This window comes from Microbacterium sp. 70-16 (assembly GCF_001898315.1).
In the GTDB taxonomy this organism is placed as follows: Bacteria; Actinomycetota; Actinomycetes; order Actinomycetales; family Microbacteriaceae; genus Microbacterium.
Map to the genome: position 1 here is coordinate 152,324 of NZ_MKTQ01000009.1, position 24,598 is coordinate 176,921.

Consider the following 24,598-nt stretch of genomic DNA (forward strand, 5'->3'; position numbering starts at 1 on the left):
ATGCTCCCACGCCCGGACCGTCCGTCCCCGAAGAAGGAGACACACAGAGATGACGAATCCGCAGGGCGCCACCGTTGAGGCGGCGCCGCCGAGCCCGACCGAGCCGCGCCCACAGCGCAGCGAGCCGCACGGTCGACGATGGAACGGCCTCGGCTGGGGCTTCCTCGTGAAGCTCGCGATCATGGCGATCATCAACGCGTTCGGCGTGATGGGCATCATCGCGGCGTTCCGCGCGGAGTCGTGGCTCATCCTCGCGGTCGCAGTGATCCTGCTGATCGCGGCGGACTACGTCTATTTCAGCAAGCGCGCACTGCCGATGAAGTATCTGCTTCCGGGTCTCGCGTTCCTGCTGATCTTCCAGGTCTTCATCTTCGCCTACACGGCATACATCGCCTTCACGAACTACGGCGCCGGCCACGTCGGCACGCAGGATCAGGCCGTGCAGGCCGCACTCATCCAGGGTGAGCGCCTCGTCGACGGGTCCGAGCGGTATCCGCTGACGGTCGTCCAGCGTGGCGACGAGTTCGGTCTCGCCATCAACGACAACGGCGAGGTCAAAGCCGGCTCCACCGAGCAGCCCCTCGAGGTCGTCGCCGAGATGAGCGGATCGGGCGCCCCGACCGAGGTCCCCGGTTGGGACATCGTGTCGCTGAACCAGATCCTCGCCAACCAGAGCGAGATCACGTCGCTGCGGGTGTCGATCTCCGATGACCCCAACGACGGGTCGCTGCGCACCCGCGACGGCACGACGGGCACCGTGTACCTCTCCACGATGTCGTGGGATGCCGACGCGCAGACGATCACCGATTCCGCGACCGGAATCGTCTACCACGCCACCGATGAGGGCCTGTTCACCTCCGACGACGGGCAGAGCCTGCCGACGGGCTGGATGGTGCACGTCGGATTCGACAACTTCCTGCGTCTGTTCACCGACTCGTCGATGCTCGAGCCGCTCGCGCTCGTGACGGTCTGGACGTTCGCGTGGGCGTTCCTGTCGGTCGCGATCCCGTTCGCGATCGGTCTCGTGATGGCGATCATCTTCAACGACGAGCGCATCAAGGGCCGCAAGATCCTGCGGACGCTGTTCATCCTCCCGTACGCCTTCCCGGCGTTCATGTCGGCGCTGCTGTGGCGCGGCATGTTCAACTCCGAGTTCGGCGTCGTCAACCAGTTCTTCTTCGGCGGCGCGAACATCGACTGGCTGGGCGACCCCTGGCTCGCCCGGTTTGCGGTGCTGTTCGTCAACGTATGGCTGACGTTCCCGTACTTCTTCCTCGTGTGCACGGGCGCGATCCAGGCGCTTCCGGCGGACGCCCTGGAGGCGGCCGAGATCGACGGCGCGGGCAAGTTCCGACAGCTGCGCTCGATCATCCTGCCGCTCGTGCTCGTCGCGACCGCTCCCCTGCTGATCTCGTCGTTCGCCTTCAGCTTCAACAACTTCACGATCATCTACATGTTCAACAGCGGCGGACCGGTGATCCCGGGCGCGCCGTACACCCTCGGCTACACCGACATCCTGATCTCCGCGATCTGGGACATCTCCGGTGTCAACGGCGGCAAGGCCGACTACGGCCTCGCGAGCGCCCTGTCGATCATGGTGTTCATCGTGGTCGCCGTCATCTCCGCCCTGGCATTCCGCCAGACCAAGAAGCTCGAGGAGTATCAGTGATGTCCACTCCGACCGATACCCGCCACGCAGCGCGCGACGCCGCCGCGGCCGTCACTCTCGACGCGGGGCGCCGCGGCGCCGTCCGCAAGCGCTGGGCGCTCGAGGTGGGCTGGAAGTACCTTCTGGCCCTCGTCATCCTCTTCTATGCGATCTTCCCGCTGGTCTACGTGCTGTCGGCGTCGTTCAACCCCAGCGGCAGCCTCGCCGCGTCCAACACGCTGTTCAGCGCGTTCAATCTGTCGAACTACGCGGCCCTCGGTGACACGCGCTACTGGACCTGGTACGGCAACACGCTCATCGTCGGCATCGCGGCGGCGCTCGGCGCCGTGCTGATGGGCGCGGCTGCGGCCTACGCGTTCTCGCGCTTCCGTTTCACCGGCCGCCGCGTGGGTCTGACGGCGCTGCTGATCATCCAGATGTTCCCGCAGGCGCTCGCCTTCGTCGCGATCTTCCTGATGCTGCTCGCGCTCGGCGATGTGTTCCCGGTCCTCGGGCTGAACTCGAAGATCGCGCTGATCTGCATCTACCTGGGCGGCGCGCTCGGCGTCAACACGTTCCTCATGTACGGGTTCTTCAACACGATCCCGCAAGAGCTCGATGAGTCGGCGAAGATCGACGGTGCGACGCACGCGCAGATCTTCTGGACGATCATCATGCCGCTCGTGACCCCGATCCTCGCGGTGGTGGGCCTGCTCGCCTTCATCGCCTCGTTCGGCGACTACATCATCTCGAAGATCGTGCTGGTGTCGGAGGACAACTGGACGCTCGCCGTCGGCATGTACCAGTGGGTGTCGAACCAGCTGGCGAGCAACTGGGGCCTGTTCGCGGCGGGCGCGATCCTCGCGTCGATCCCCGTGCTGGTCCTGTTCCTGACCCTGCAGCGCTACATCGTGGGCGGCTTGACCGCCGGTTCGGTGAAGGGCTGAGCTCAGCGCCGGGCGAGAGCCGACTGATAGAGGTCGCGTGCGGACAGTCCCGTCTGGGACGACACCTCCGCCGCGGCCTCTTTCAGTCGCACGCCGCCGGCGACGAGGGCGAGCACCTGCGCGACCGCGTCGTCCTGCGACACTTCCCGGGCGGGCGCTCCCCCGACGACGACGACGATCTCGCCGCGGACGCCGTCCGCCGCCCATGCCGCGAGCGCGCCGAGGCCGTCGCGGACGACCTCTTCGTGCAACTTGGTGAGCTCGCGGCAGACCGCGGCGGGGCGGTCTGCGCCGAAGGCATCCGCCATCGTCGTGAGCGTCTCGGCCAGGCGCGACGGCGCCTCGAAGAAGACCATCGTGCGCGGCTCTGCAGCGAGTGCGGCCAGTGCGCGGCCCCGGTCGCCGGCCTTGCGCGGCAGGAATCCCTCGAAGGTGAACCGGTCGGTCGGCAGCCCGGCGACGGCGAGCGCCGTGACGACGGCGCTCGGCCCCGGGATGGCCGTCACTGTCACACCCTGCGCGATCGCCTCGGCGACGAGCGCGTAACCGGGGTCGCTGACGGTCGGCATGCCCGCGTCGCTGAGCACCAGCAGGTCTTCGTCGCGGGCTCGCGCGACGAGGTCAGCGGCGCGCTGGCGTTCATTGTGGTCATGCAGGGCGAGCAGCTTCGGCCGGTTCGCGACGCCGAGCGCCTGCAGCAGGCGCTGCGTCGTGCGCGTGTCCTCCGCCGCGACGACGGTCGCCTGCTCGAGCGCCGCGACGAGCCGCGGCGACGCGTCACCGAGGTTTCCGATGGGGGTCGCGGCCAGGATGATCACCGCCCCAGCATAGGCTGGAGCCCGTGACGACGCCCGCCCAGCCACTGCTTGCCGCTGATCGGCCGTCCCGCTACGACCTCTGGCGCACGCGGGTCGCGGCAGACCCTCGACTGCAGCGTCTGTACGGCTGGCTCGCGCCGACGCTGATCACTCTTCTCGCGGGCATCCTGCGACTGTGGAACCTGGGGCATCCGTCCACGCTCGTCTTCGACGAGACGTACTACGTGAAGGATGCCTGGACCCAGTGGATCCTCGGCTACGCCGCCAAGTGGCCCGACGGTGCGGACGACCTGTTCAACGCCGGCACGACCGACGCCTTCACGACCGACCCGAGCTTCGTCGTGCACCCGCCGCTCGGCAAGTACCTGATCGGGGCGGGCATGGCGCTGTTCGGCCCGGACAACCCGTTCGGCTGGCGCATCGCCGCGGCACTGTTCGGCACGGCGCTCGTGCTGCTGCTGTTCTTCTTCGCGAAGAGCCTCACGAACTCCCTCGCGTTCGCGAGCCTCGCGTCCTTCCTGCTCGCAATCGACGGTCTCGGCATCGACATGAGCCGCGTCGCCCTGCTCGACATCTTCCTCGCCTTCTTCGTGCTGCTAGCCTTCTGGTTCGCGGTGCTCGATCGGCACACGCGCCTGGACCGACTCGCGGCGGCGACCGTCGCCCGCGAACGCGGCGACCGGTCGCCCGCGTGGGGGCCGATCCTGTGGAATCGCCCGTGGGTGATCGCCGCGGGTGCGGCGGCAGGGGCGGCGGGCGCCGTCAAGTGGTCGGGCGTGTGGGTGCTGGCCGCGATCGGCCTCTATCTTGTCGTCACCGACGCACTCGAGCGTCGCCGACTGGGCATCACGTTCTGGCCCATGGACGCCGTGCGCCAGGGCCTGGCATCCTTCGTGCAGCTCGTTCCGATCGCGTTCGTCGTCTACCTCGCGTCGTGGACAGGGTGGCTCGTCACCGACGGCGGCTATGACCGCCACGCCGCCGACGCGAGCCCCGCGACGGGCTTCTTCTCGTGGGTGCCGCTGTCGTTGCAGAGTCTGTGGAAGTACCACGTGACGATCTACAACTCGACGGCGAACATCACCTCGCCGCACAGCTACGCGAGCCCGGCGTGGCAGTGGCCGCTGCTGTGGCGCCCGACGTCGATGTACGCGAACGCGACGGCCGGCGGCGAGTCAGGCTGCACGGGCGGCGACTCAGGATGCCTCGAAATCCTGTACAGCATGCCCAATCCGCTGCTGTGGTACGCGGCCGTCGCCGCGACCGTGTACCTGCTCTACCGGTTCGTACTGGAACGCAACTGGCGGCATGCGGTCGTCCTCGTGGGCGTCGCCGCGACGTGGCTGCCCTGGCTCGCCTACCCCGAGCGGACGGTGTTCCAGTTCTACACGATCGTGATCTGGCCGTTCATGCTGGTCGCGCTGACCTTCGCGCTGCGCGAGATCGCGGGCCCCGCGCACGCGAGCGTCGACAGACGCACGGCAGGCCAGCGGGTCGTGTTCGTCTTCCTCGGTGTCGCGATCGCGTTGTCGATCTTCTGGTACCCGCTGTGGTCGGCGATGCAGGTGCCGTACGAGTTCTATCGCCTGCACAGTTGGATGCAGGGCTGGATCTGACTCCATGGGGAGTGCTCCCCATCGCCGCGACGCGCGTCTGTTGCGTAGGTTGAAGACGACCAAGGAGGACCGATGGCCGACCTGAAGCTGGACGCCGACGAACTGCTCGCAAGTGCGACGCGTGCCGAGCGCATCGCGGGCGACATGTCTTCGGCAGAGCGGATCGCGAGCGAGACCGCCGGCTACACGGGGCACGACGGCCTCGCCGGCAAGGTGCACGATTTCGCCGACAAGTGGGACATCGCGCGCGGCAAGCTCGAAGAGAACCTCACGACGATCGCCGACTACCTGCGCGCACTCGTCGACACGTTCGACGACCTTGACACCAACCTCGAAGCGTCGCTGGAAGAATCCGCCGCGAAGGATGCCGAGGCGAAGCAGGAGCTCGACGACGCGATCGCGGCGGCCGAGTCCCCCGCGCCGACACCGTCACCCGGACCCGCACCGACCGATCCCACTGACGACGATGGAGAAGGCTGATGGCTCTTCCCGGCAATCCGCAGGCCCTCGCCGATCGGGCCGGTTCGCTCGTGACCTCCGCATCGCGTATCTCGCAGGCCGCGACCGATCTGCGATCGCTCGCGTACGACGGCACCGCGAAGTCGCTCGACGGCATCCGTGAACGGTCGACCGAGGTCGCCGGCACCCTCGACGACGCCTACGACCGCTACAGCGGCACGGCGAACGCGCTTGTGGAGTACGCGGCGGCGCTGCGTGACGCGCACCGTCGCGCGAACGCCGCCGACGAGGCCGAGTCGACCGCCGACACCTACGGCGCGCAGGCTGACTCGACCGTCCTCGCGCTGACTCGCAACGTGCGCTCGCTCGAAGAGGCCGACGCCCCGCAGGGGACGATCGACGCGGCGCAGCAGCGCCTCGACGACGCCCGCCGGGCGGCGCGTCGCTACGTCGACGCCGCGTCGAGCGCGCGCAGCGACCACGAGGCCGCGCGCGCTGAGATGGAGACGGCGGCGCAGCGCGCGATGTCGCTCATCGCGAATGCGATCGACGCCACGAACGAGAGCTGGCTCGACCACGTCGGCAACTTCTTTGAGGGCATCGGCTCGTGGCTCGCCGACATCGGCAAGTGGCTGGGCGATTTCCTCCAGGATCTGTGGGATGCGCTGCAGCGCATCCTCTCGACGGTCCTCGCGATCGTCGGCGCGATCCTGATCCTCGTCCTCGTCTACACGCTGCTGTCGATGATCCCCGTCATCGGCCCGATGATCGCGGCGCTCGTGGTCGGCATCCTCGCCGGATTCCTCCTCGCGAGCATCCTCTCCGATGTCACCAAGCCCACGCCCGAGGTCAGTGAGTACGAGCGCAACGACGACGAGGAGATCCTGAGCGACGGGCAGCCGAGCGACCTCGCACACGCATTGAAGGATGCCGCCTACGTCGACCAGTTGGGCCACCGCGTCGTGCTGAACCCGGACGGAACGCCCGAGCTCGACGCCGACGGCAATCCCGTCACGACGGCGGATGAGACGGTGATCCAGGTGACCCAGGTCGTCGATGCCGACGGCGTGACGCGCTGGCGCGTCGCGTTGCCGAGCACCCAAGAGTGGCTGTCGCGCTTCGGTGACCAGGGCGCCGTGAACGACCTCGACAGCAACCTCGCGCTCATGCTCACGCCCGCGCTGCAGTCGCAGTACGAGCGGGCCGTCCTGCAGGCGATGCAGCAGGCCGGCGTCGACCCGAGCGACCCCGTCATGCTCGTCGGATTCAGCCAGGGCGGCATCTTGGCCGGACACCTCGCTGCCTACAACTCCGACTACAACTGGGATGCCGTCGTCGTCGCGGGCGCCCCCATCGACAGCATGCCGATCCCCTCGTCGACGACGGTCGTCTCGGTGCAGCACGACTGGGATCCGGTGCCGCGCATCGACTCCGTCATCACGGGGGGCTACGGCGGGCACCCGCCGTACTCCAACAATTGGACGACGATCCAGGAGGCCTCGCCGCTCGCGGCGGAGGGCGTCGGCGGCATCCACAACGCGGCCGCGTACAACCAAACCCTGCAGAACAGCATCGACCAGATCCCCCAGTCGGCCCAGGACGAGCTCGCCGACTACTTCGTCGGCAGCGATTCGGCCTACGGTTATGACACGAGCTACTACAGCTGGAGCGAGGACTGATGCAGCGCCCCCTACTTCGCGGTTCGCGCGCCGCGGCGACCGTCGTCGCGGCGGCTCTCGCGGTCGCCGCCGTGAGCGGTTGCACGGCGTCGACGCCGAATGAGCCCACATCCACCACCGCCGAAGGGCAACAGACCGTGACCTACCCCGAGATCCGCGCGGCCGTGCAGGCCGCCGAGCCCCGCGTGCAGCGACTCGGCATTGTGGCGAGCAAGTCCGGCGCCTCGAACGTCCTGGCCGTCGGCGTCGTGCTCTCCGGCGACGAGCCGGTGACGACGACCTCGCTCACGGCGATGCTCGTGGCGGTGCGGGAGAATCTTCCGGCGAACATCGACCAGGTCAACTTCCTGGCACGCGACGACGCCGAGAACAGTCACCTCATCGACATCTCGGACGCCATCGACGGGCTCCCGGATGACGTCACCGTGCCCTACGACGGCACGATGACGATCATGCGCGGCGATCTCGACAAGCTGTGATGGCGGACATCGCGCCCGAGCTCGTCTTCCGCCTGCTCGGCACTTGGTGGCGCGTCGACGTCGAGTCCGACGACGCGGCCCGCGCGTCGGCGACCGTCGTCGCCCGCGGCACGCTCGGCGTGGCGGATACCGAGGCCACGGCCCGCCGCCGCATGCGCGATGACCTCGTGCGGGCGGCCGCCGCGGCGCGTGAGGCGCACGCCCGCCTGCTGCTGTTGCAGACCGAGCTCGGCCCCGGCGACCCCATGTCGGCGACGCTGACGGTGTACGACGACGACCGGGTGCGGATGAGCCCGGCGATCGGCACGGCGCCCGAGCGGGTGTTGGGGGTGCTCGAGGAGAGCCTGCCGCAGATCGCCCCCGATCTCGCCCCGACGGCCGTGCGCCGCCCGTTCACGGGCGGTGAGGTCGTGCGCGTGCACCGCATCGAGGAGACCGTCGAGGTCGAAGACGGCGCGGAGTTCACGCAGCGCCGCCTCGTCGCGCAGTACTGGTACCCGCAGCCGGACTCGAAGCAGTTGGTGCTCGTGGTGCTGTCGACGCCGCTCGGTGACATCCCGAATGCGCTGCTGTCGTACTTCGACGCGATCGTAGAGGTCTCGCGGTTCGCCATGCCCGACCCCGCGTAGCCGCCGCGCAGCTCGGCCACGCCGCCGCTCGTCTTACGAGCGTCTTAGGATGGAGGGCTATGCCTTCTGCCGAACCCGTCATCTCCTATCCCCCGGAGCTGCCCGTCAGCGCCGCGCGGGACGAGATCGCGCGCGCCATCGCGGGCAACCAGGTCGTGATCGTCGCCGGCGCAACAGGGTCGGGCAAGACGACGCAGCTGCCGAAGATCTGCCTCGAGCTCGGTCGTACCTCCATCGCGCACACGCAGCCGCGGCGCATCGCGGCGCGCACGATCGCCGAGCGCATCGCGCACGAGCTGCAGGTGCCGCTCGGCGGCGCGGTCGGCTACAAGGTGCGCTTCACCGATCAGGTCTCGGCCGACACGAAGATCGCGCTCGTCACCGACGGCATCCTGCTCAATGAGATCCACCGTGATCGGCTGCTGAGCCGGTATGACACGATCATCGTCGACGAGGCCCACGAGCGGTCACTGAACATCGACTTCCTGCTCGGATACCTCGCGCGCATCCTGCCGCAGCGCCCCGATCTCAAGGTCATCGTGACCTCGGCGACGATCGATCCCGAGAGCTTCGCGAAGCACTTCTCGGATGCCACCGGGGCGCCCGTCCCCATCGTCGAGGTGTCCGGGCGGACGTACCCGGTGGAGATCCGGTATCGCCCCCTGTCGGTCGTTGAGCGAGCCGGGGAAGCCGGCCAGTCGAAACGCGGCGACCCCGCGACAAGCTCGGGGGCCAGTGAGGACGAGGTCGAGGCGCTCGTGGCCGCGCTGCGCGAGCTCGATCGCGAGCCCGCGGGCGACATCCTCGTGTTCTTGCCGGGCGAAGCGGAGATCCGCGACGCGATGGATGCCGTGCGCGGCATGTACGCGAAAGACACCCGGCCCACCGAGGTGTTGCCGCTGTACGGACGACTGTCGGCCGCCGAGCAGCACCGCGTGTTCGAGCCGTCCACCGTAGCGGGTGTACGCCGCCGCGTGATCCTGGCGACCAACGTCGCCGAGACGAGCCTCACGGTGCCGGGCATCCGCTATGTCATCGACGCAGGTACGGCACGCATCTCGCGGTACAGCGTGCGCTCGAAGGTGCAGCGACTGCCGATCGAGGCGATCTCGCAGGCATCCGCGCAGCAGCGATCGGGGCGTGCGGGGCGCACCTCGAACGGCATCGCGATCCGGCTCTACGCCGAAGACGACTTCCTCGCCCGGCCCGAGTACACCGAGCCCGAGATCCTGCGCACCTCGCTCGCGTCGGTGATCCTGCAGATGCTCGCGCTCGGGTTCGGCGACATCGAGGAATTCCCGTTCCTGACGAAGCCCGACAGTCGCGGCGTGAAGGCCGCGTTCGAGCTGCTCACCGAGCTGCGCGCCGTCTCGGGCGCGCGGCGACTCACCAAGATCGGTCGCGAGATCGCGCGACTGCCGATCGACCCACGCTTCGCGCGGATGCTCATCGAGGCGCGACGGCTCGGGGTCTCCTCCCCCGTGCTCGCGATCGTCGCGGGGCTGTCGATCCAGGACGCGCGCGAGCGCCCGTCGGCCGAGGCAGGCGCTGCGCGCGAGCAGGCCGACCGGATGCACGCGCGGTTCGCCGACCCCACGAGCGACTTCCTGTCGCTGCTGAACCTGTGGAACCACCTGCGCGAGCAGCAGCGCGAGCTCGGCTCGAGCGCGTTCCGCCGGCTGTGCCGCAGCGAGTACCTCAACTACGTGCGCGTGCGCGAGTGGTTCGACGTGCACCGCCAGCTCCGCCAGCTGATGGGCCGCGACCGCAACGCGCCGGCCCCCGAGCCATCCCTGGCCCCCGAGCTTGTCGAGGGGCCCGAGCCTGTCGCGACCCCCGAGCTTGTCGAGGGGCCCTCCGCCGACCCGGCTCTCGTGCACCGCGCGATCCTCGCGGGCCTGCTCTCACACATCGGCATCCTCGACACCCGCTCGCTCAGCAAGCAGAAGCCCGGCGATCGTCGCAAGCAGATCGCGCAGTACCGCGGGGCGCGCGGCGCGAACTTCGCGATCTTCCCGGGTTCGGCGCTGCGCAAGGCATCCCCCGATGCCGTCATGGCCGCCGAGCTCGTCGAGACCTCGCGCTTGTTCGCCCGCACGGTCGCCGTCATCGACCCCGCCTGGGCGGAAGAACCTGCAGGAGATCTCGCGCACCGCACGCTCAGCGATCCGCATTGGTCGAAGGATGCCGGTGCCGCCGTCGCCGCCGAGAAGGTGACGCTGTTCGGCGTCGAGATCATCCCGCGGCGACGCGTGCAGCTCGCCCGCATCGACGCGGACCTCGCCCGCGAGTTGTTCCTGCGGCACGCGCTCGTCGACGGCGACTGGAACTCGACGCACCTGGACAAGCGGCTGACCGCCTTCGAACGACGCAACCTCGAGCTGCGCCGCCGGCTCGAGAAGGTCGAAGAACGCGAGCGTCGCCGCGACATCCTCGTGGGCGACGAGGCCGTGTTCGCCTTCTACGAGGCGCGCATCCCCCGCGACGTCTTCGACGCGCGCTCGTTCGAAGCGTGGTGGCGCGAGGCATCCGCGCGCACGCCGCGCCTGCTCGATCTGACCGAGGCCGACCTGCTCGACGAGGCATCCCGCTCGGACGAGCGCGCGTTCCCAGGGCGCTGGGAGCAGGGCGACCAGACGCTCTCGCTCGCGTACCGCTTCGAACCGGGCAGCCCCGAAGACGGCGTGAGCGTCGTCGTGCCGCTGCCGCTGCTCGCCGCCCTGCGCCCGGATGGCTTCGACTGGCAGGTGCCGGGGCTGCGCGCCGAGCTCATCACGGCGCTGCTGAAGGCGCTGCCCAAGGCGATCCGTCGGCACGTCGTGCCCGCGGCCGACTGGGCGGCCAAGCTCGGCGACGACATCGCGGGCGATGGGCCGGAGCACCACCGGGGGCTGCCACCGCAGTCGCTGCGCGAGGCGCTGGCATCCCGCATTCAGCGCGTTGCGAATCAGCCGGTGACAGCGGCCGACTTCGACCTCGAGCGCGTCCCGCCGCACCTGTCGGTGACCTTCCGCGCTGTCGATCAGCGCGGCCGCACGGCGGGCAGCTCGCGCGACCTCGCCGATTTGCAGACGCGACTCGCCGGCCGCGCGCGTGAGCAGGTCGCCCGTGCGCTGACGCGCGAGAACGCGCCGCGGCCGGGCGCCGGGCCTCGTCCCACTTCCGGCTCTCCGGCGGCCTCCGCAGCGACCGCTTCTGGGACGCGCTCTGCACAGAGTGGGACATCCACGGTCGTCGAGCGCGCGGGGATGACCACGTGGGACGTCGGGACGTTGCCCGAGGTCGTCGACACGAAGGTCGCCGGCGGCGTCGTGCGGGGGTACCCCGCGCTCGTCGACGAGAAGGACAGCGTCGCGCTGCGCATCGAGGCGACCCCCGAGCGCGCCGCTCGGCTCACACACGCGGGCATCCGCCGACTGCTGCTGCTCGCCGTCCCCTCCCCCTCGGCGTACGTGCTCGACCACCTGACCGCCGCCGAGAAGCTGTCGCTCGCCGCCTCCCCCTACCCCTCGGCGAAGGCACTGATCGAGGATGCCCGTGTCGCGGTCGCCGACGCCGTCATGGCGCGCACGCCCGCGGGCATCCGCACCGCCGAGCAGTTCGCCGCCGTGCGCGACGCGTTCTCAGCCGCCGTCGTCGACGAACTGTTCCAGGCGGTGTCACTGACAGCACGCATCCTGACGGCGCAGCGCGACGTCGACCGCGCGATCAAGGCGCAGAACTCCATGACGCTGCTCGCGGCGCTCGGAGACGTGAAGGCCCAGCTGGCTGGACTGGTTTTCCCCGGATTCGTCGCGCGCATCGGGCTGACCCGGCTCGCGCACCTGCCGCGATACCTGCAGGGTGCGCTGCTGCGCGTGCAGAGCCTCGCCGACGGGCCGGGCCGCGACCGGCAGCGGATGACCGAGTTCGAGCGCGCCGCGACGGCGTACAGCGAGGCCGGCGGCACGATCCCGCTCACGCCGGATGGCCCGCCGAACCTCAGCCGCGCGCGGTGGCTGCTCGAGGAATACCGGGTGAGCCTGTTCGCGCAGCAGCTCGGCACGGCCGTGCCGGTGTCGCTGCAGCGCATCACGAAAGCACTCGCTGGCGCGGAGTAGCCGGGGCGGAATAGTCGGGACGGGCGCCGGGGTTGTCCCCGGTATGAGCACCGCGATCGCCTACTCCGAGTTCGGTTCCGCTGACGTCCTTTCTCAGATCGACATCGCCGTCGCCGCACCGGCACACGGCGAGGTCGCCGTGCGTGTCGAGGCCGTCGGCGTCAATCCGCTCGACGCCAAGCTGCGCTCGGGCAAGCGCGTGTCGCCGCCCATCACCGAGCCACGCCGCCTCGGCTCGGACGGCGCTGGCGTCGTCACGGCCGTTGGCGACGGCGTCGAGGGCTACCGAGTCGGCGACCCCGTCATCGTCTTCGGCGCCGCGGGCGTCTACGCGAGCGACATCGTCGTGGGTGCCGCCCATGTCGTCCGCCGGCCCGAGAACGTGAGCGCCGCTGTCGGCGCCGCGCTCGGCATCCCGATCGGCACGGCGTACCAGACCGTCCGCTCCCTTGCGATCGGATCCGACGACACCGTCCTCGTGCACGCGGGGTCGGGCTCGGTCGGGCAGGCCGTCATCCAGTTCGCGCGCCTGTTCGGCGCGACCGTGCTGGCGACGACGAGCGACCGCCGCGCAGACCGCGTGCGCGAGCTCGGCGCGACACCGCTGCCGTACGGTCCCGCGGTCGAAGACCGCGTGCGCGAGCTCGCCCCGCAGGGCGTGACCGTCGCGATCGACCTGGTCGGCACCGACGAGGCGCTCGCGCAGTCGATCGCGATCGTGGCCGACAAGAGCCGCATTGCGACGCTTGTGCGCGGTGCGGATGCCGCGGGCCTGGGCATCCGTGCCTTCAGCGGCGGCAACCCGGTGCCGCTCACGGCGCAGGAGCTCGCCTGGCGCGCCGAGGCGATTCCCGTCGCCGCCGCCCTGATCGCCGCCGGCGCGTTCTCGGTTGAGCTCGGCCCGCAGCTGCCGCTTGCCGAGGCCGCCGAAGCGCACCGGCTGCTCGAGGCCGGCACCGACGGCAAGATCGTGCTGCTGCCCTGACTCAGCGCGGGTCAGCTGGCGCGGCGCGGGTCAGCTGGCCGTGACGAGGTCGCGGTAGAAGCCGATGCCGCTCAACCACACGTCGACGCGGATGCGCTCGTTGTGCGAGTGCAGCGCGTCGCGCTCTGAACGCGTCAGGTGGAACGGCGTGAAGCGGTACACGTGGTCGCTGATCGGCGTGAACCAGCGGCTGTCGCTCGCGCCGAGCTGGATGTAAGGCGTCGTCACGACGTCGTCACCCAGCGCGCTCGCGACCGCACCGGCGATCCGCCGCCACGGCTCGCCGCGCCACGGCGACACCGGTGACGGGTCTGAACCGTGCCGTACCGCGATCTCGATCTCGGGGTCGGCGATCACCCGGCGCACCCGTTCGGCGGCACCGGCGACGGTGTCACCGGTCAGCAGCCGGATGTTGATCGACGCCCGCGCCGTCGTCGCGAGCACGTTCTCGCCCGGCGCCCCCGACAGCTCGGTCGCGACGGCCGTCGTGCGCACCATGGCGTTCATCTCGGGGCCGAGGCGCGGCAGCACTTTCGTCAGCAGCGGACCGGTCAGCGCGAGGTTACCGAACACCCAGCGCAGCGGCTGTGTCGTGTGCGGGGCGATCGTCGCGAACATCGCCCGCACGGGCGGCGCGATGCGCGTGGGGAACGGACGCCGGTGCAACCGGCGAATCGCGTGCGCGAGGCGTGCCGTCGCGGGCGTTTCGGGCGGCGTCGAGGCGTGACCGCCGCCCTCGCGCGCCGTCAGCACGAGCGTCATGACGCCGCGCTCGGCGACCCCGACCATCGCGGTCGGCACGGTCACTCCGGGCACGACGCCGTCGACGACCGCGCCGCCCTCGTCGAGGACGAGACCGGGGCGGATGCCCCGCTCACGCAGCAGCGCGACGATCGCACGGGCACCGCCGCCCGCCGTCTCCTCGTTGTGTCCGAACGACAGGTACACGTCGCGTTCGGGGGTGAACCCTTCTGCCGCCAGCTGCTCGACGGCCTCGAGGATCGCGACGAGCGAGCCCTTGTCGTCGATCGCGCCGCGCGCGTGCACCTCGGCATCCGCCCCTTCGCCGACGATCTCGGCGGCGAACGGTGCGTGCTTCCACTCGCTCTCGACGACAGGCACGACATCGAGGTGCGCCATCAGCACGAGCGGATCCTGCGCCTGCGCGCCCGGCCACCGGTACAGCAGCGAGTGCCCGTCGACGACCTCGCGCGACAGCGTCTCGTGCGTGCGCGGATACAGACGCTGAACCGCCTCGACGAACCGGTCGAACGGCTGCCAGTCGATCTCGCTCTCGTCGGCGTGCGACACGGTCGGAATCTGCAGCAGCTCACGGAACCGCGCGAGCGCGGCGTCGTCGTGTTCGTCGAGGGGGGTCACGATTCGAGCCTACGCGTCGGCTGTGACGCCCTAGGCTCGATGCATGACAGAGATCCGATGGGGAATCCTCGCGACCGGTGGCATCGCCCACGCCTTCACGCGGGATCTGCTCACGGCGGGACTGCAGCCGGCCGCGGTCGGTTCGCGCCGCCTCGAGTCGGCTCAGGCGTTCGCCGACGAATACGGCATCCCGCGCGCGTACGGGTCGTACGAGCAGCTGGTCGCCGACCCCGACATCGACATCGTCTACGTGGCATCCCCACACAGTCACCACCACGAGCACGCGATCCTGGCGCTCGAAGCGGGCAAGCACGTGCTCATCGAGAAGGCCGTGACGCTGGATGCCGCAGAGGCGATCGCTATCCGCGATGCCGCACAGGCACGCGGGCTGCTCGCGATGGAAGCCATGTGGACGCGCTACCTGCCGCACATGCGACGGATCCACGAACTCATCGACGAGGGCGTCATCGGCGAAGTGCGCACCGTCATCGCCGACCACACGCAGAAGATCACGTCTGACCCCGACCACCGCCTCAATGCGCTCGAGCTGGGCGGCGGGGCGCTGCTCGACCTCGGCATCTACCCCGTGTCGTTCGCCGTCGACATCCTGGGACCGGCGACCGAGGTGCGTGCGAGGGGCCGGCTCGGCGAGACGGGCGCCGACACCGAGAACGCGATCGCGCTGACGCACGCGAGCGGCGCCGTGTCGTCGCTGGCGGTCTCGTCGCGCTCGGCCGGGCCCAACGTCGCGCACGTCATCGGCACCGAGGCCCGCATCGACATCGACCGTGTCTGGTACACGCCGACCTCGTTCCGCGTGACCTCTCCCGACGGCACCGTGATCGAGGAGTACACCTCCGAGGTCGAAGGCCGCGGCATGCAGTTCCAGGCACTGTACGCCGAAGCCCTCATCCGCGCGGGACGCACCGACAGCGACCTGCTGCCGTTCGACGAGTCGATCGCGATCATGCGCACACTCGACGACATCCGCGGCCAGCTGGGCGTCGCGTACCCCGACCGCACCGCTGGAGAGCACTGACATGCCCGACCTGCAGAACCCGCGCGTCGCGGTGTACCTCGACTTCGACAACATCGTCATGAGCTGGTACGACCGGGTGCACGGGCGCAACGCGTACGCGGGCGATCGGCAGAAGATCATCGCGAACCCCGACGAACCTGAGATCGCGCAGAAGCTCAAGGACGCGACGATCGACGTCGGCGCGATCATCGACTACGCGGCATCCTTCGGCACACTCGTGCTCACCCGCGCGTACGCCGACTGGTCGTCGCCCGTGAATGCGCTGTACCGCTCGCAGCTCGTCGCGCGCGCGGTCGATCTGGTGCAGCTGTTCCCGGCCGCGGCGTACGCGAAGAACGGCGCCGACATCCGTCTCGCGGTCGACACGGTCGAAGACATGTTCCGCCTGCCCGACCTCACGCACGTCGTGATCGTCGCGGGCGACAGCGACTACGTGCCGCTCGCGCAGCGGTGCAAGCGCCTGGGCCGGGTCGTGGTCGGTGTCGGCGTCGCGGGGTCGACGGCGAAGTCGCTTGCCGCCGCGTGCGACCAGTTCGACGCGTACGACTCCTTGCCCGGGGTGCACGCGCCCGAGCCGCCGGCGAAGAAGACGGATGCCGCGGCCGCACCCGCCACGACGACGTCGCGCCGACGCAAGAAGCCCGAGGATCCCTCCGCCGAGCTGCTGCGCCGCGCACTGATCCTGGAGCGTGAGCGCACCGACGAAGAGTGGGTGCACCTGTCGGCGGTGAAGAACCTGCTCAAGCGCATGGACCCGTCGTTCTCAGAGAAGGCGCTCGGCCACCGCTCGTTCTCGGACTTCGTCAAGGCGCACGCGACCGTCGCCGACATCGACGAGACGACGAACATCGTGCGGGTGCGTCTGCACGTCGCCGACTGAGGTCTGCGCGACCTCAGAACGGCGGCCGGTCGGCGGGATCGGGCGCGGGCAGGTCGAGATAGCGCGCCCAGGGCGGCTTTCGCACCGCGGCGGTCACGACCGGCGGCGCGTCGTTTCGGTGTCTTCGTCGGGTCGGTGAGACGAACTCGAGGGTGCCGCCGCCAAGCTGGATGACAGTCCACAGTGACGCGTGCTTGAGCGAGTGATGCTTCTTGCACAGCGCTTCGAGGTTGCCCGCGCACGTGGGCCCGCCGTCCTCCCACGGGATGGTGTGGTCGAACTCGGACTTTCGGACGGGCCGGCGACAGCCCGGCCACCGGCAGTGCTGGTCGCGTGCGCCGAGCAGCCGGCGCAGTCGCTTGCTCGGGCGGTAGGTGTCGAGCCGCAGGGGTTCCGCCGTCACCGGGTGGGTCATCACCCGCTGCCAGCACGGGGCACTCGCGGCCAGTTCGCGCGCCGTCTCGGTGTCGATCGGGCTGTGACCGTCCAGCAGCACCGGGTCGTCGTCGACGCCGGCAAGCGTCAGGATCGGGGTCGTGACCTGCACCGTCGCGCGGATCGCACCAAGCCCAGTGTCGCCGCCTGCCGCGGGAGCGCCGGTCAGCAGCATGTCGCACATGATGTCGGCGCGGCGCTGGTCGAGGGTCCGCTCGTCGGGCGCTGCGGCGTCGGAGTCCTCCTCCGCGGCATCCACCTCTGCCTGCGCGACGCCCATCGAGGTCAGGCGGTCGTAGATCGCGTGGATGAGCACGGCCGGCCCGTCGAGCAACAGGCGACCCACGCCGTCGTCGAGGTCGAAGGCACGCACGCAGCGTTCCGCCAGTGCACGTCGGGCGTTCTCGTCGACGATGTCCGGTTGCAGTCGCGCCGCGATCGTGCGCGCGTACTGCCGCGTCGCGGGGGCCGTCTCGGTCTCGGCGATCGGCAGGATCAGCCGTTCGTACTCCGCGCGGTTCTCGGCTGTCAAGGGCATCCCGGCGTCGATGATCGCCGAGGCATGCCGCTCGTCGATGCGCCCTGCCCGCAGCGCATCGAGCGTCGCGGAGTACGTGCCGACGAGCGCCGCGCCGTCGCCGAGCCAGTTCGAGACGGTGCGTTCGCCGACGTGCAGCGCCGCGGCGAGTTCGGCCAGCACCTCGCGCAGGGGGATCGTGTCACCGATCTCTCCCGCACCGCGCCGGGGCCTGGCCGCCGCGCGCTGGGCGACGCGCAGCGCCTTTCCTCGATTTCTGGACTGCGTGCATGAGCGCACATAGAGTTTGCAGAACTGATCCTTGAACATGAATCGGCTTTCAGGTAACGTCGGGCACCGGCATATCGACCGTGCCGTTCGCGCTCTACAAGGAGGTATCAGCGCATGGCTTCAGCCACCGCATCCGACGGCATGTACAAGGAATCGAGCCTTCGTCGTGTCGTCACCGCGTCCATGGCGGGCACCGTCGTCGAGTGGTACGAGTTCTTCCTCTACGCCACCGCAGCGACGCTCGTGTTCAACCTGATCATGTTCCCGCCCTCCGACGACCCGTACGCCGGCATCATCGCGGCATTCGTCACGTACGCCGTCGGATTCATCGCCCGCCCGCTCGGCGGCATCGTGTTCGGCCACTTCGGTGACAAGTACGGCCGCAAGAAGCTGCTGCAGCTCGCGATCATCCTCGTCGGCGCGGCGACGTTCCTGATGGGATGCCTCCCGACGTTCCAGCAGGTCGGCTACCTCGCCCCGGCACTGCTCGTGCTGTTGCGCTTCGCGCAGGGCTTCGCGGTCGGCGGCGAGTGGGGCGGCGGCGTGCTGCTGGTCGCCGAGCACTCCCCCGACAAGACGCGCGGCTTCTGGGCATCGTTCCCGCAGGCGGCCGTGCCGATCGGCAACCTCGTCGCGACGATCGTGCTGCTGGTGCTGTCGAGCGTGCTCTCGCAGGAGGCGTTCCTCGCGTGGGGCTGGCGCATCGGATTCTGGCTGTCGGTCATCATCGTCGCGATCGGCTACTACATCCGCACGAAGATCACCGATGCCCCGATCTTCATCGACGCGCAGAAAGAGGCCGAGGCCGCCAAATCGGCCAACTACGGCGTCTTCGAGGTGCTCAAGCGCTATCCTCGCGGCGTTATCACCGCGATGGGCCTGCGCTTCGCCGAGAACATCATGTACTACCTGGTCGTGACGTTCTCGATCACGTACCTGAAGATCGCGCTCGAGATGGACACCGCAGAGATCCTCGGCATGCTCGTCATCGCCCACGTCGTGCACATGATCGTGATCCCGTTCATCGGCGGACTCACCGACCGTGTCGGACGCAAGCCCATCTACGCTATCGGCACCGTCATGGCAGCTGCGTGGGGCTTCGTCGCGTTCCCCATGTTCGACACGAAGCAGCCGGTGATCATCATCCTGGCGATCTGCCTGGGCCTGGTCGTCCACGCGTTCATGTACGCACCCCAGCCGTCGATCATGTCGGAGATGTTCCCGACCCGCATGCGCTACTCGGGCGTCTCGCTCGGATACCAGGTCACCTCGATCGTCGCCGGCTCGCTCGCCCCGATCATCGCGACCGCGCTGCTGTCGGCGTACGGCTCGTACATCCCAGTTGCCGTGTACCTCGCGATCGCCGCAGCGATCACACTGGTCGCGGTGCTGTCGATGCGCGAGACCAAGGGCATCTCACTGCACGAGGTCGACCGCGTCGACCGTGAGCGCCTCATCGCCGAGACCGGCAACGTGAAGCTGCCCGTCGGGCGCTGACCGGATCGACACATGAATGAGGGTGGATGTCTCACGGCATCCACCCTCATTCATGTGTGTACAACACACAAATTGGCAGCCAGCTCTAGTAGCCGCCATTCGCGATGTATGTCCCGATGACGGTCTCGCCGTCCCGCTCGTACAGCGGCACGACTTTGCGCGTTGGGCTCCCGACGCGCGCGGCTTCGTCGAGGGTAACAGCCGGCTCGCCGAAGACGTCGCGGGTGTAGACGTATCCTTCGACGCCTCCCTCACCGACCGCCAGAATTAGCTCAGGGTCAGCACTCGGGTCGCCCTGCAAACCGATCCCATACTCACCGACCGTCTGTCCGTTCTCGTTGACTTCGAAACGATCCGGCGCCCCCGTGCTTGGGAATATCTCCGTCGGGGTGGCAGCGTCGGCGTGTTGCGGTGCGCTACTGGCAACGGTCCCGAGTGCGGCGCCGCCCAGTGCCGCAGCGACGAGTAGCAACCCGCCGATGGAGATCGACGCGATACGGTTGTGCGTGTTGCGGTTGTCCATCGTGGCCATCTCCTAGAAGGCTTGGTACGGCGCCTCGATCGGAGCCGAGGAGTACCCCGCGCCGCTATACACGTAGCCCCGGCCACCGCCGGACAGCTGTGTCCCATATGAGCAGCTGCCTACGCCCATGTACGCCATACTGCTCTTGTAAGCCGTTGTGGCCGTGCTGTACGTAGTGGACACTGAGGAGCACACCGCCCCAGAAGCCTGCTTGAGGTATGCATTGCTGCCGAGATGGCCCGCCGGCTTCGCCGCAATTTGGCCTGAAGCGCAGCCGCTCGGGAAACCAGCCGCATAGCCAGTCACGTTCAACTGCCCGCGGTCGTTTGACGAGTTGATCGTGGCCGCCACACCGCGCGCACAACCGCCCGCGCTACTGACGCCAATGTAGATTGTGGAGCTCGCACTATCCGCGTTCGCGGCGACGCCTACGCCCAAGCCGCCGGCAAACACGAATGCGAGCGCTCCTACCGCCGTCAACTTCTTCCACCGCCGCATCAGGACCCCAAATCTCAAGCGACCGCCGACCTCATCGATTGCGCGGCAAGGTCTTTGACAATAACTGTCCTGCGCCAGATGGCCGCTGTCAAGCATCCTGCGCCAACATGGGGCCACCCGCGGGCGCCGTCACGCCGCGAGCGGGATCACCCCGACGAGCACGCCGACGGCCAACATCGCGAGCGACACGATGCACGCGCGCCACAGCACCTTCTTGTGGTGGTCGCCGAGGTTCACACCCGACAGCGACACCAGCAGCAGGATCGCGGGCACCACCGGGCTCTGCAGGTGCACCGGCTGACCGGTGATCGAGGCACGGGCGAGTTCGACCGGCTCGATGCCGAAGTGCGCCGCACTCTCGGCGAGCACCGGCAGGATGCCGAAGTAGAAGGCGTCGTTGGACATGAAGAACGTGAACGGGATCGACAGGATGCCGGTGATCACGGCCATGAAGGGGCCGAGCGCGTCGGGGATCACGGTCGTGATCCACGAGGCCATGGCGCTCACCATGCCCGTTCCGGTCAGGACGCCCACCAGCACGCCGGCGGCGAGCACCATCGACACGACCCCGACGATCGACGGTGCGTGCGCCACGATCTCGTCGGCCTGCGCCTTCAGCTTCGGGAAGTTCACGGCGAGCGCGAGCGCGGCTCCGACCATGAACACGTACGGCAGCGGGAACAGGTCGAGCACCAGCAGGATCATGACGGCGACCGTCAGCGCGAGGTTGAACCAGATGAGCTTCGGCCGCAGCGTCGAACGGAACGGGTCGAGCATCGTGTCGGCCATCGCGGTGTCGGTGGCATCCACGAGCTGTGCGGCCTCGACGCCGCCGCGCCCACCGCGCACCGTGACGATGTTGCCGGTGCGCAGCGTCGCGAGCGCGCCAGGCTTGGGGTCGGCGCCGCGGAAGATCCGCGGCCCCGCCAGCACGCCCTCGCTGCGCGTGGCATCCATGCGCGTCGTGTCGATGACGCCGGCCAGGCGGCGACGCTCGGACAGACCGAGGAACCAGGCGAAGGTCAGCGAGATCACGATGCCCGCCGCCAGCGATGGCAGCATCGGGACGAAGATGTCGGTCGGCGAGAGCCCGAGCGCCGTCGCCGCCCGCACCGTCGGGCCGCCCCACGGGACGATGTTGAGCGTGCCGTTCATGAGGCCCGCGACACACGTCAGCACGACGGGACTCATGCCGAGGCGCAGGTAGATCGGCAGCATCGCCGAGGTCGTGATGATGAAGGTCGTCGATCCGTCGCCGTCGAGCGACACGGCGCCGGCGAGGATCGCCGTGCCGAGCACGACCTTCGCGGGGTCATCGCCCAGCACCCGCGTGATCACACGGATCAACGGGTCGAACAGGCCGACATCGATCATGATGCCGAAGAACATGATCGCGAACATCAGCAGCGCCGCCGTCGGCGCCATGTTGCCGATCGCGTCGATGATCATCTCGCCGAGACCGAGCCCTGCTCCGGCGAGCAGGCCGAAGATCGTCGGCACGAGGATGAGCGCGACCATCGGCGTGAGCCGGCGCGTCATGATCAGCGCCATGAACGCGAGCACCATCGTGAACCCGAGCACGACGAGCAGGCCGTCGGACGGGGTGAACGCGAGGTCGTAGCCCTCGCCGGTTGCAAGCGGCACCGCAGCGCCGAACGTGTGTGTCATCTCGACTCCTTTGTCCGCCTGCCGCACGACACCGAAACGCGAAACAGGATGCCGCGAATCTAGACAGCCGCGCCGCCGCACGCGCGTTATCTCGCATTGCGGCGCGTTCTGCGCGTACGGTTGGTTGCGCGCATTCTGCTCACGAGGAGGTCGCCGTGCGATTCACGACCCGCGTGCTGCTGCTGCAGCTGGCGACCGTCGGTGCGGTCGTCGTCGTGAGCGCCGGCGTGTTCCTGCTGCTGGGCGTGTAGCAGTTGCGCGCCGAGGCCGAGACCTCGGCGCTCAACATCGCCCGCACGGTCGCCGCCGATCCGCAGGTGCGCGCCGCCGTCGCGGCCGAGTCGGCCGACCCCGCCACCCCCGACGCGGCGACGCTGGCAGAGGGCGAGCTGCAGCAGGTCGCGTCGGCGATCAAGGCACGCACGGGCACCCTGTTCGTCGTGATCACCGACGACCACGGCATCCGCCTGGCCCACCCCGATCCGAGCCAGCTGGGCCTGCCGGTCAGCACCGACTACACGGATGTGCTCGCGGGCAACGAGGTCGTCACGTGGGACCGCGGGACGCTCGGACTCTCCGCACGCGCGAAAGTACCGATCTATCCGCCCGGGGATGTACCGGGGGATGCCCCGGGCGGGGCCGCCGTGGGTGAAGTGAGCGTCGGGTTCGAGCCGGCCAGCGTCTTCGATGACCTGCCCGCCCTGGCACTCGCGATCGGAGCAGTGGCCGCGGGAGCCGTCGCGATCGGAGCGATCGCCTCGCTGGTGCTGCGACGCCGGTGGGAACGCCTGACCCTCGGCCTGCAACCGGAAGAGCTCGTCGCGCTGCTGCAGAACCAGTCCGCCGTGCTCGATGGTGTCGGCGACGGCGTCGTCGCGCTCGACCCCGACGGCACCGTGCGCGTGTGCAACCGGGCCGCCGCCGAGATGCTGGGCGTCGAAGAGCCGGTCGGGCGCCCGTTCACCGCCCTCGGTCTGCCGCCGGTCGTCGTGGCGGCCGTGCAGGACGGCACCGCCCGCGAGGGTGTCGTCGTGGGTGACCGTGTGCTCTACGTCGACTCGCGCCCCGTGCAGCGAGACGGCCGACCGATCGGCGACGTGCTCATCGTGCGCGACCGCACGGGAGTCGCGGCGCTGAGCGAACGCCTCGAGTTGGTGCGCACGATGACCGGCGCGCTGCGGGTGCAGCGGCACGAGTTCGCCAACCGCCTGCACGTCACAGCGGGGCTCATCGACGCCGGCCGCTCAAGCGAGGCGCGCGCGTTCCTCGACGAGCAGATCGCCCGCGGCCCGGTGGACTTCCCCGTGGCGCAGCTGGAACTCGTGGGCGACGCCGCCCTGCAGGCGTTCATCGGAGCGAAGGCGATCGAGGCCGGCGAGCGCGGCGTGCGTCTGGCCGTCGCCGACGACACGCTGCTCTGGCAGCGCCTCGACGAAGTCGAAGACGTCGCCGCCGTGCTCGGCAACCTGATCGACAACGCCGTCACCGCCGCCGTGGCCGGTGACGAGCCGCGCCTGGTCACCGTCGGCTGCTACGGCGACGGTGACGCCCTCGTCGTCACGGTGGCCGACTCGGGGCATGGACTGCGAGTGGATGACCCGTTCGCGCGGCGCCGCGGGGCGGGTACGGGCGCCGGGTCGGGCGCCGGCTCGTCGGACACCGATGAGAGCATCCACGGCGGGGGCGTCGGTCTGCCGCTCGCGCGCGAGATGGCGCGCCGCCGAGGCGGCGACCTGTGGGTGATCGACCGGGGCGGGTCGGGGTCGGGCGCCGTCTTCGGGGCGCGCCTCGAAGGCATCCTGCACCCCGCCACACCCGGCGATGAACGAGAGGACAGCGCATGAGCGCTCTGCGCGTGCTGGTCGTCGACGACGACTTCCGAGTGGCGGGACTGCACCGCGACATCGTCGACGCACACCCCGGTCTGCAGGCTCTCGAGCCCGCGCGCACGCTGCACGACGCGCTCGCCGCGGTGCGCGCTGACCCGCCCGACCTCATGCTGGTCGACGCCTACCTGCCCGACGGCGACGGCATCGCGTTCGTGCGCGCGCATGAGATCGACGCGTTCGTGCTGTCGGCGGCGACGGATGCCGCGACCGTGCGCCGCGCGCTCCGCGCGGGCGCCGTGGGCTATCTCATGAAGCCGTTCGAGGGCGCGGCACTCACCGAGCGCCTCGATCGCTACGTGCGCTACCGCAACCTGATCGGCGGCGACGCGACGCTGCGTCAGGATGACCTCGACCGCGCGCTCGCGATCCTCGCCGGCTCCGCCGCGGGGTCGGTGTCGCGGTCAGCGACCGAGCAGCTCATCCTCGAGGCCCTCGCGGTCGGCGAAGCCTCGTCGAGCGAGGTCGCCGAGCGCGCGGGGCTGTCGCGCGCGACCGCGCAGCGCCATCTGTCGACCCTGGCATCCCGCGGGCACGTCGTCGTGCGCCTGCGCTACGGCACCACCGGCCGCCCCGAGCACCTGTACCGCGTCGCGTAGCCCGGCGCGCGCGCCCACCCGCGCA

General features: G+C 69.5%; 19 protein-coding genes. 14 read left to right on the plus strand and 5 right to left on the minus strand.

The window, feature by feature from the left end; all coding sequences use genetic code 11:
- Positions 1-49: 49 nt before the first annotated feature.
- Together BGO46_RS02290 and BGO46_RS02295 are read left to right on the plus strand one after the other, a co-directional pair.
- Positions 50-1,669, plus strand: coding sequence for an ABC transporter permease subunit (locus tag BGO46_RS02290; protein ID WP_292677631.1), 1,620 nt, complete (start codon positions 50-52; stop codon positions 1,667-1,669).
- Complete coding sequence (locus BGO46_RS02295; protein ID WP_292677629.1) at positions 1,669-2,595, plus strand: sugar ABC transporter permease; 927 nt, start codon at positions 1,669-1,671, stop codon at positions 2,593-2,595. The genes BGO46_RS02290 and BGO46_RS02295 overlap by 1 nt, the downstream gene beginning before the upstream one ends.
- A 2-nt stretch (positions 2,596-2,597) precedes the next feature.
- On the opposite strand, the gene rsmI is transcribed toward BGO46_RS02295, so the two are convergent.
- On the minus strand, positions 2,598-3,413 hold the full coding sequence (gene rsmI / locus BGO46_RS02300) for a 16S rRNA (cytidine(1402)-2'-O)-methyltransferase (protein WP_292677627.1): 816 nt from the start codon (positions 3,411-3,413) through the stop codon (positions 2,598-2,600).
- Between the two features lie 23 nt (positions 3,414-3,436).
- Here rsmI and BGO46_RS02305 point away from each other — a divergent pair, with 23 nt between their 5' ends.
- The 7 genes from BGO46_RS02305 to BGO46_RS02335 all read left to right on the plus strand — a co-directional run bounded on the left by BGO46_RS02305 (position 3,437) and on the right by BGO46_RS02335 (position 13,360).
- A complete protein-coding gene (locus BGO46_RS02305) occupies positions 3,437-5,029 on the plus strand; it encodes a phospholipid carrier-dependent glycosyltransferase (protein ID WP_292677625.1) in 1,593 nt (530 codons plus the stop codon).
- Between the two features lie 72 nt (positions 5,030-5,101).
- Positions 5,102-5,509, plus strand: a complete 408-nt coding sequence (locus BGO46_RS02310) for a hypothetical protein (RefSeq protein ID WP_292677623.1) — start codon at positions 5,102-5,104, stop codon at positions 5,507-5,509.
- Entirely contained in the window at positions 5,509-7,167 is a 1,659-nt protein-coding gene (locus tag BGO46_RS02315) for an EI24 domain-containing protein (RefSeq protein ID WP_292677621.1), read from the plus strand. The genes BGO46_RS02310 and BGO46_RS02315 overlap by 1 nt, the downstream gene beginning before the upstream one ends.
- The gene (locus BGO46_RS02320; RefSeq protein WP_292677619.1) at positions 7,167-7,646 is read left to right on the plus strand and encodes a hypothetical protein; all 480 of its coding nucleotides are present in this window, start codon (positions 7,167-7,169) and stop codon (positions 7,644-7,646) included. The genes BGO46_RS02315 and BGO46_RS02320 overlap by 1 nt, the downstream gene beginning before the upstream one ends.
- Positions 7,646-8,275, plus strand: a complete 630-nt coding sequence (locus BGO46_RS02325; RefSeq protein WP_292677617.1) for a hypothetical protein — start codon at positions 7,646-7,648, stop codon at positions 8,273-8,275. The genes BGO46_RS02320 and BGO46_RS02325 overlap by 1 nt, the downstream gene beginning before the upstream one ends.
- 59 nt (positions 8,276-8,334) lie before the next feature.
- Positions 8,335-12,375 (plus strand): ATP-dependent RNA helicase HrpA, encoded by a 4,041-nt coding sequence (gene hrpA, locus BGO46_RS02330; protein ID WP_292677615.1) that lies wholly within the window; start codon positions 8,335-8,337, stop codon positions 12,373-12,375.
- A gap of 43 nt (positions 12,376-12,418) precedes the next feature.
- Entirely contained in the window at positions 12,419-13,360 is a 942-nt protein-coding gene (locus tag BGO46_RS02335; RefSeq protein WP_292677613.1) for an NADP-dependent oxidoreductase, read from the plus strand.
- A gap of 30 nt (positions 13,361-13,390) precedes the next feature.
- Here BGO46_RS02335 and BGO46_RS02340 read toward each other — a convergent pair whose 3' ends face one another.
- Positions 13,391-14,740: a M20/M25/M40 family metallo-hydrolase gene (locus tag BGO46_RS02340; protein WP_292677611.1), complete on the minus strand. Its 1,350-nt coding sequence runs from the start codon at positions 14,738-14,740 to the stop codon at positions 13,391-13,393.
- 43 nt (positions 14,741-14,783) lie between these two features.
- On the opposite strand from BGO46_RS02340, the gene BGO46_RS02345 reads away from it, so the two are divergent.
- Entirely contained in the window at positions 14,784-15,779 is a 996-nt protein-coding gene (locus tag BGO46_RS02345; protein ID WP_292677609.1) for a Gfo/Idh/MocA family oxidoreductase, read from the plus strand.
- Between the two features lies 1 nt (position 15,780).
- The gene (locus BGO46_RS02350) at positions 15,781-16,659 is read left to right on the plus strand and encodes an NYN domain-containing protein (protein ID WP_292677607.1); all 879 of its coding nucleotides are present in this window, start codon (positions 15,781-15,783) and stop codon (positions 16,657-16,659) included.
- A gap of 13 nt (positions 16,660-16,672) precedes the next feature.
- Here BGO46_RS02350 and BGO46_RS02355 read toward each other — a convergent pair whose 3' ends face one another.
- The gene (locus BGO46_RS02355; protein WP_292677605.1) at positions 16,673-17,941 is read right to left on the minus strand and encodes an HNH endonuclease signature motif containing protein; all 1,269 of its coding nucleotides are present in this window, start codon (positions 17,939-17,941) and stop codon (positions 16,673-16,675) included.
- Between the two features lie 75 nt (positions 17,942-18,016).
- On the opposite strand from BGO46_RS02355, the gene BGO46_RS02360 reads away from it, so the two are divergent.
- Complete coding sequence (locus tag BGO46_RS02360) at positions 18,017-19,399, plus strand: MFS transporter (RefSeq protein ID WP_292677602.1); 1,383 nt, start codon at positions 18,017-18,019, stop codon at positions 19,397-19,399.
- Positions 19,400-19,484: 85 nt separating this feature from the next.
- Here BGO46_RS02360 and BGO46_RS02365 read toward each other — a convergent pair whose 3' ends face one another.
- Positions 19,485-19,931, minus strand: a complete 447-nt coding sequence (locus BGO46_RS02365) for a hypothetical protein (RefSeq protein ID WP_292677600.1) — start codon at positions 19,929-19,931, stop codon at positions 19,485-19,487.
- Between the two features lie 618 nt (positions 19,932-20,549).
- A complete protein-coding gene (locus BGO46_RS02370) occupies positions 20,550-22,088 on the minus strand; it encodes a CitMHS family transporter (protein WP_292677598.1) in 1,539 nt (512 codons plus the stop codon).
- 254 nt (positions 22,089-22,342) lie between these two features.
- Between BGO46_RS02370 and BGO46_RS02375 the strand changes: the two genes are divergently transcribed.
- Positions 22,343-23,932: a sensor histidine kinase gene (locus BGO46_RS02375; RefSeq protein WP_292677596.1), complete on the plus strand. Its 1,590-nt coding sequence runs from the start codon at positions 22,343-22,345 to the stop codon at positions 23,930-23,932.
- On the plus strand, positions 23,929-24,573 hold the full coding sequence (locus tag BGO46_RS02380) for a response regulator (RefSeq protein ID WP_292677594.1): 645 nt from the start codon (positions 23,929-23,931) through the stop codon (positions 24,571-24,573). The genes BGO46_RS02375 and BGO46_RS02380 overlap by 4 nt, the downstream gene beginning before the upstream one ends.
- Positions 24,574-24,598 lie beyond the last annotated feature (25 nt).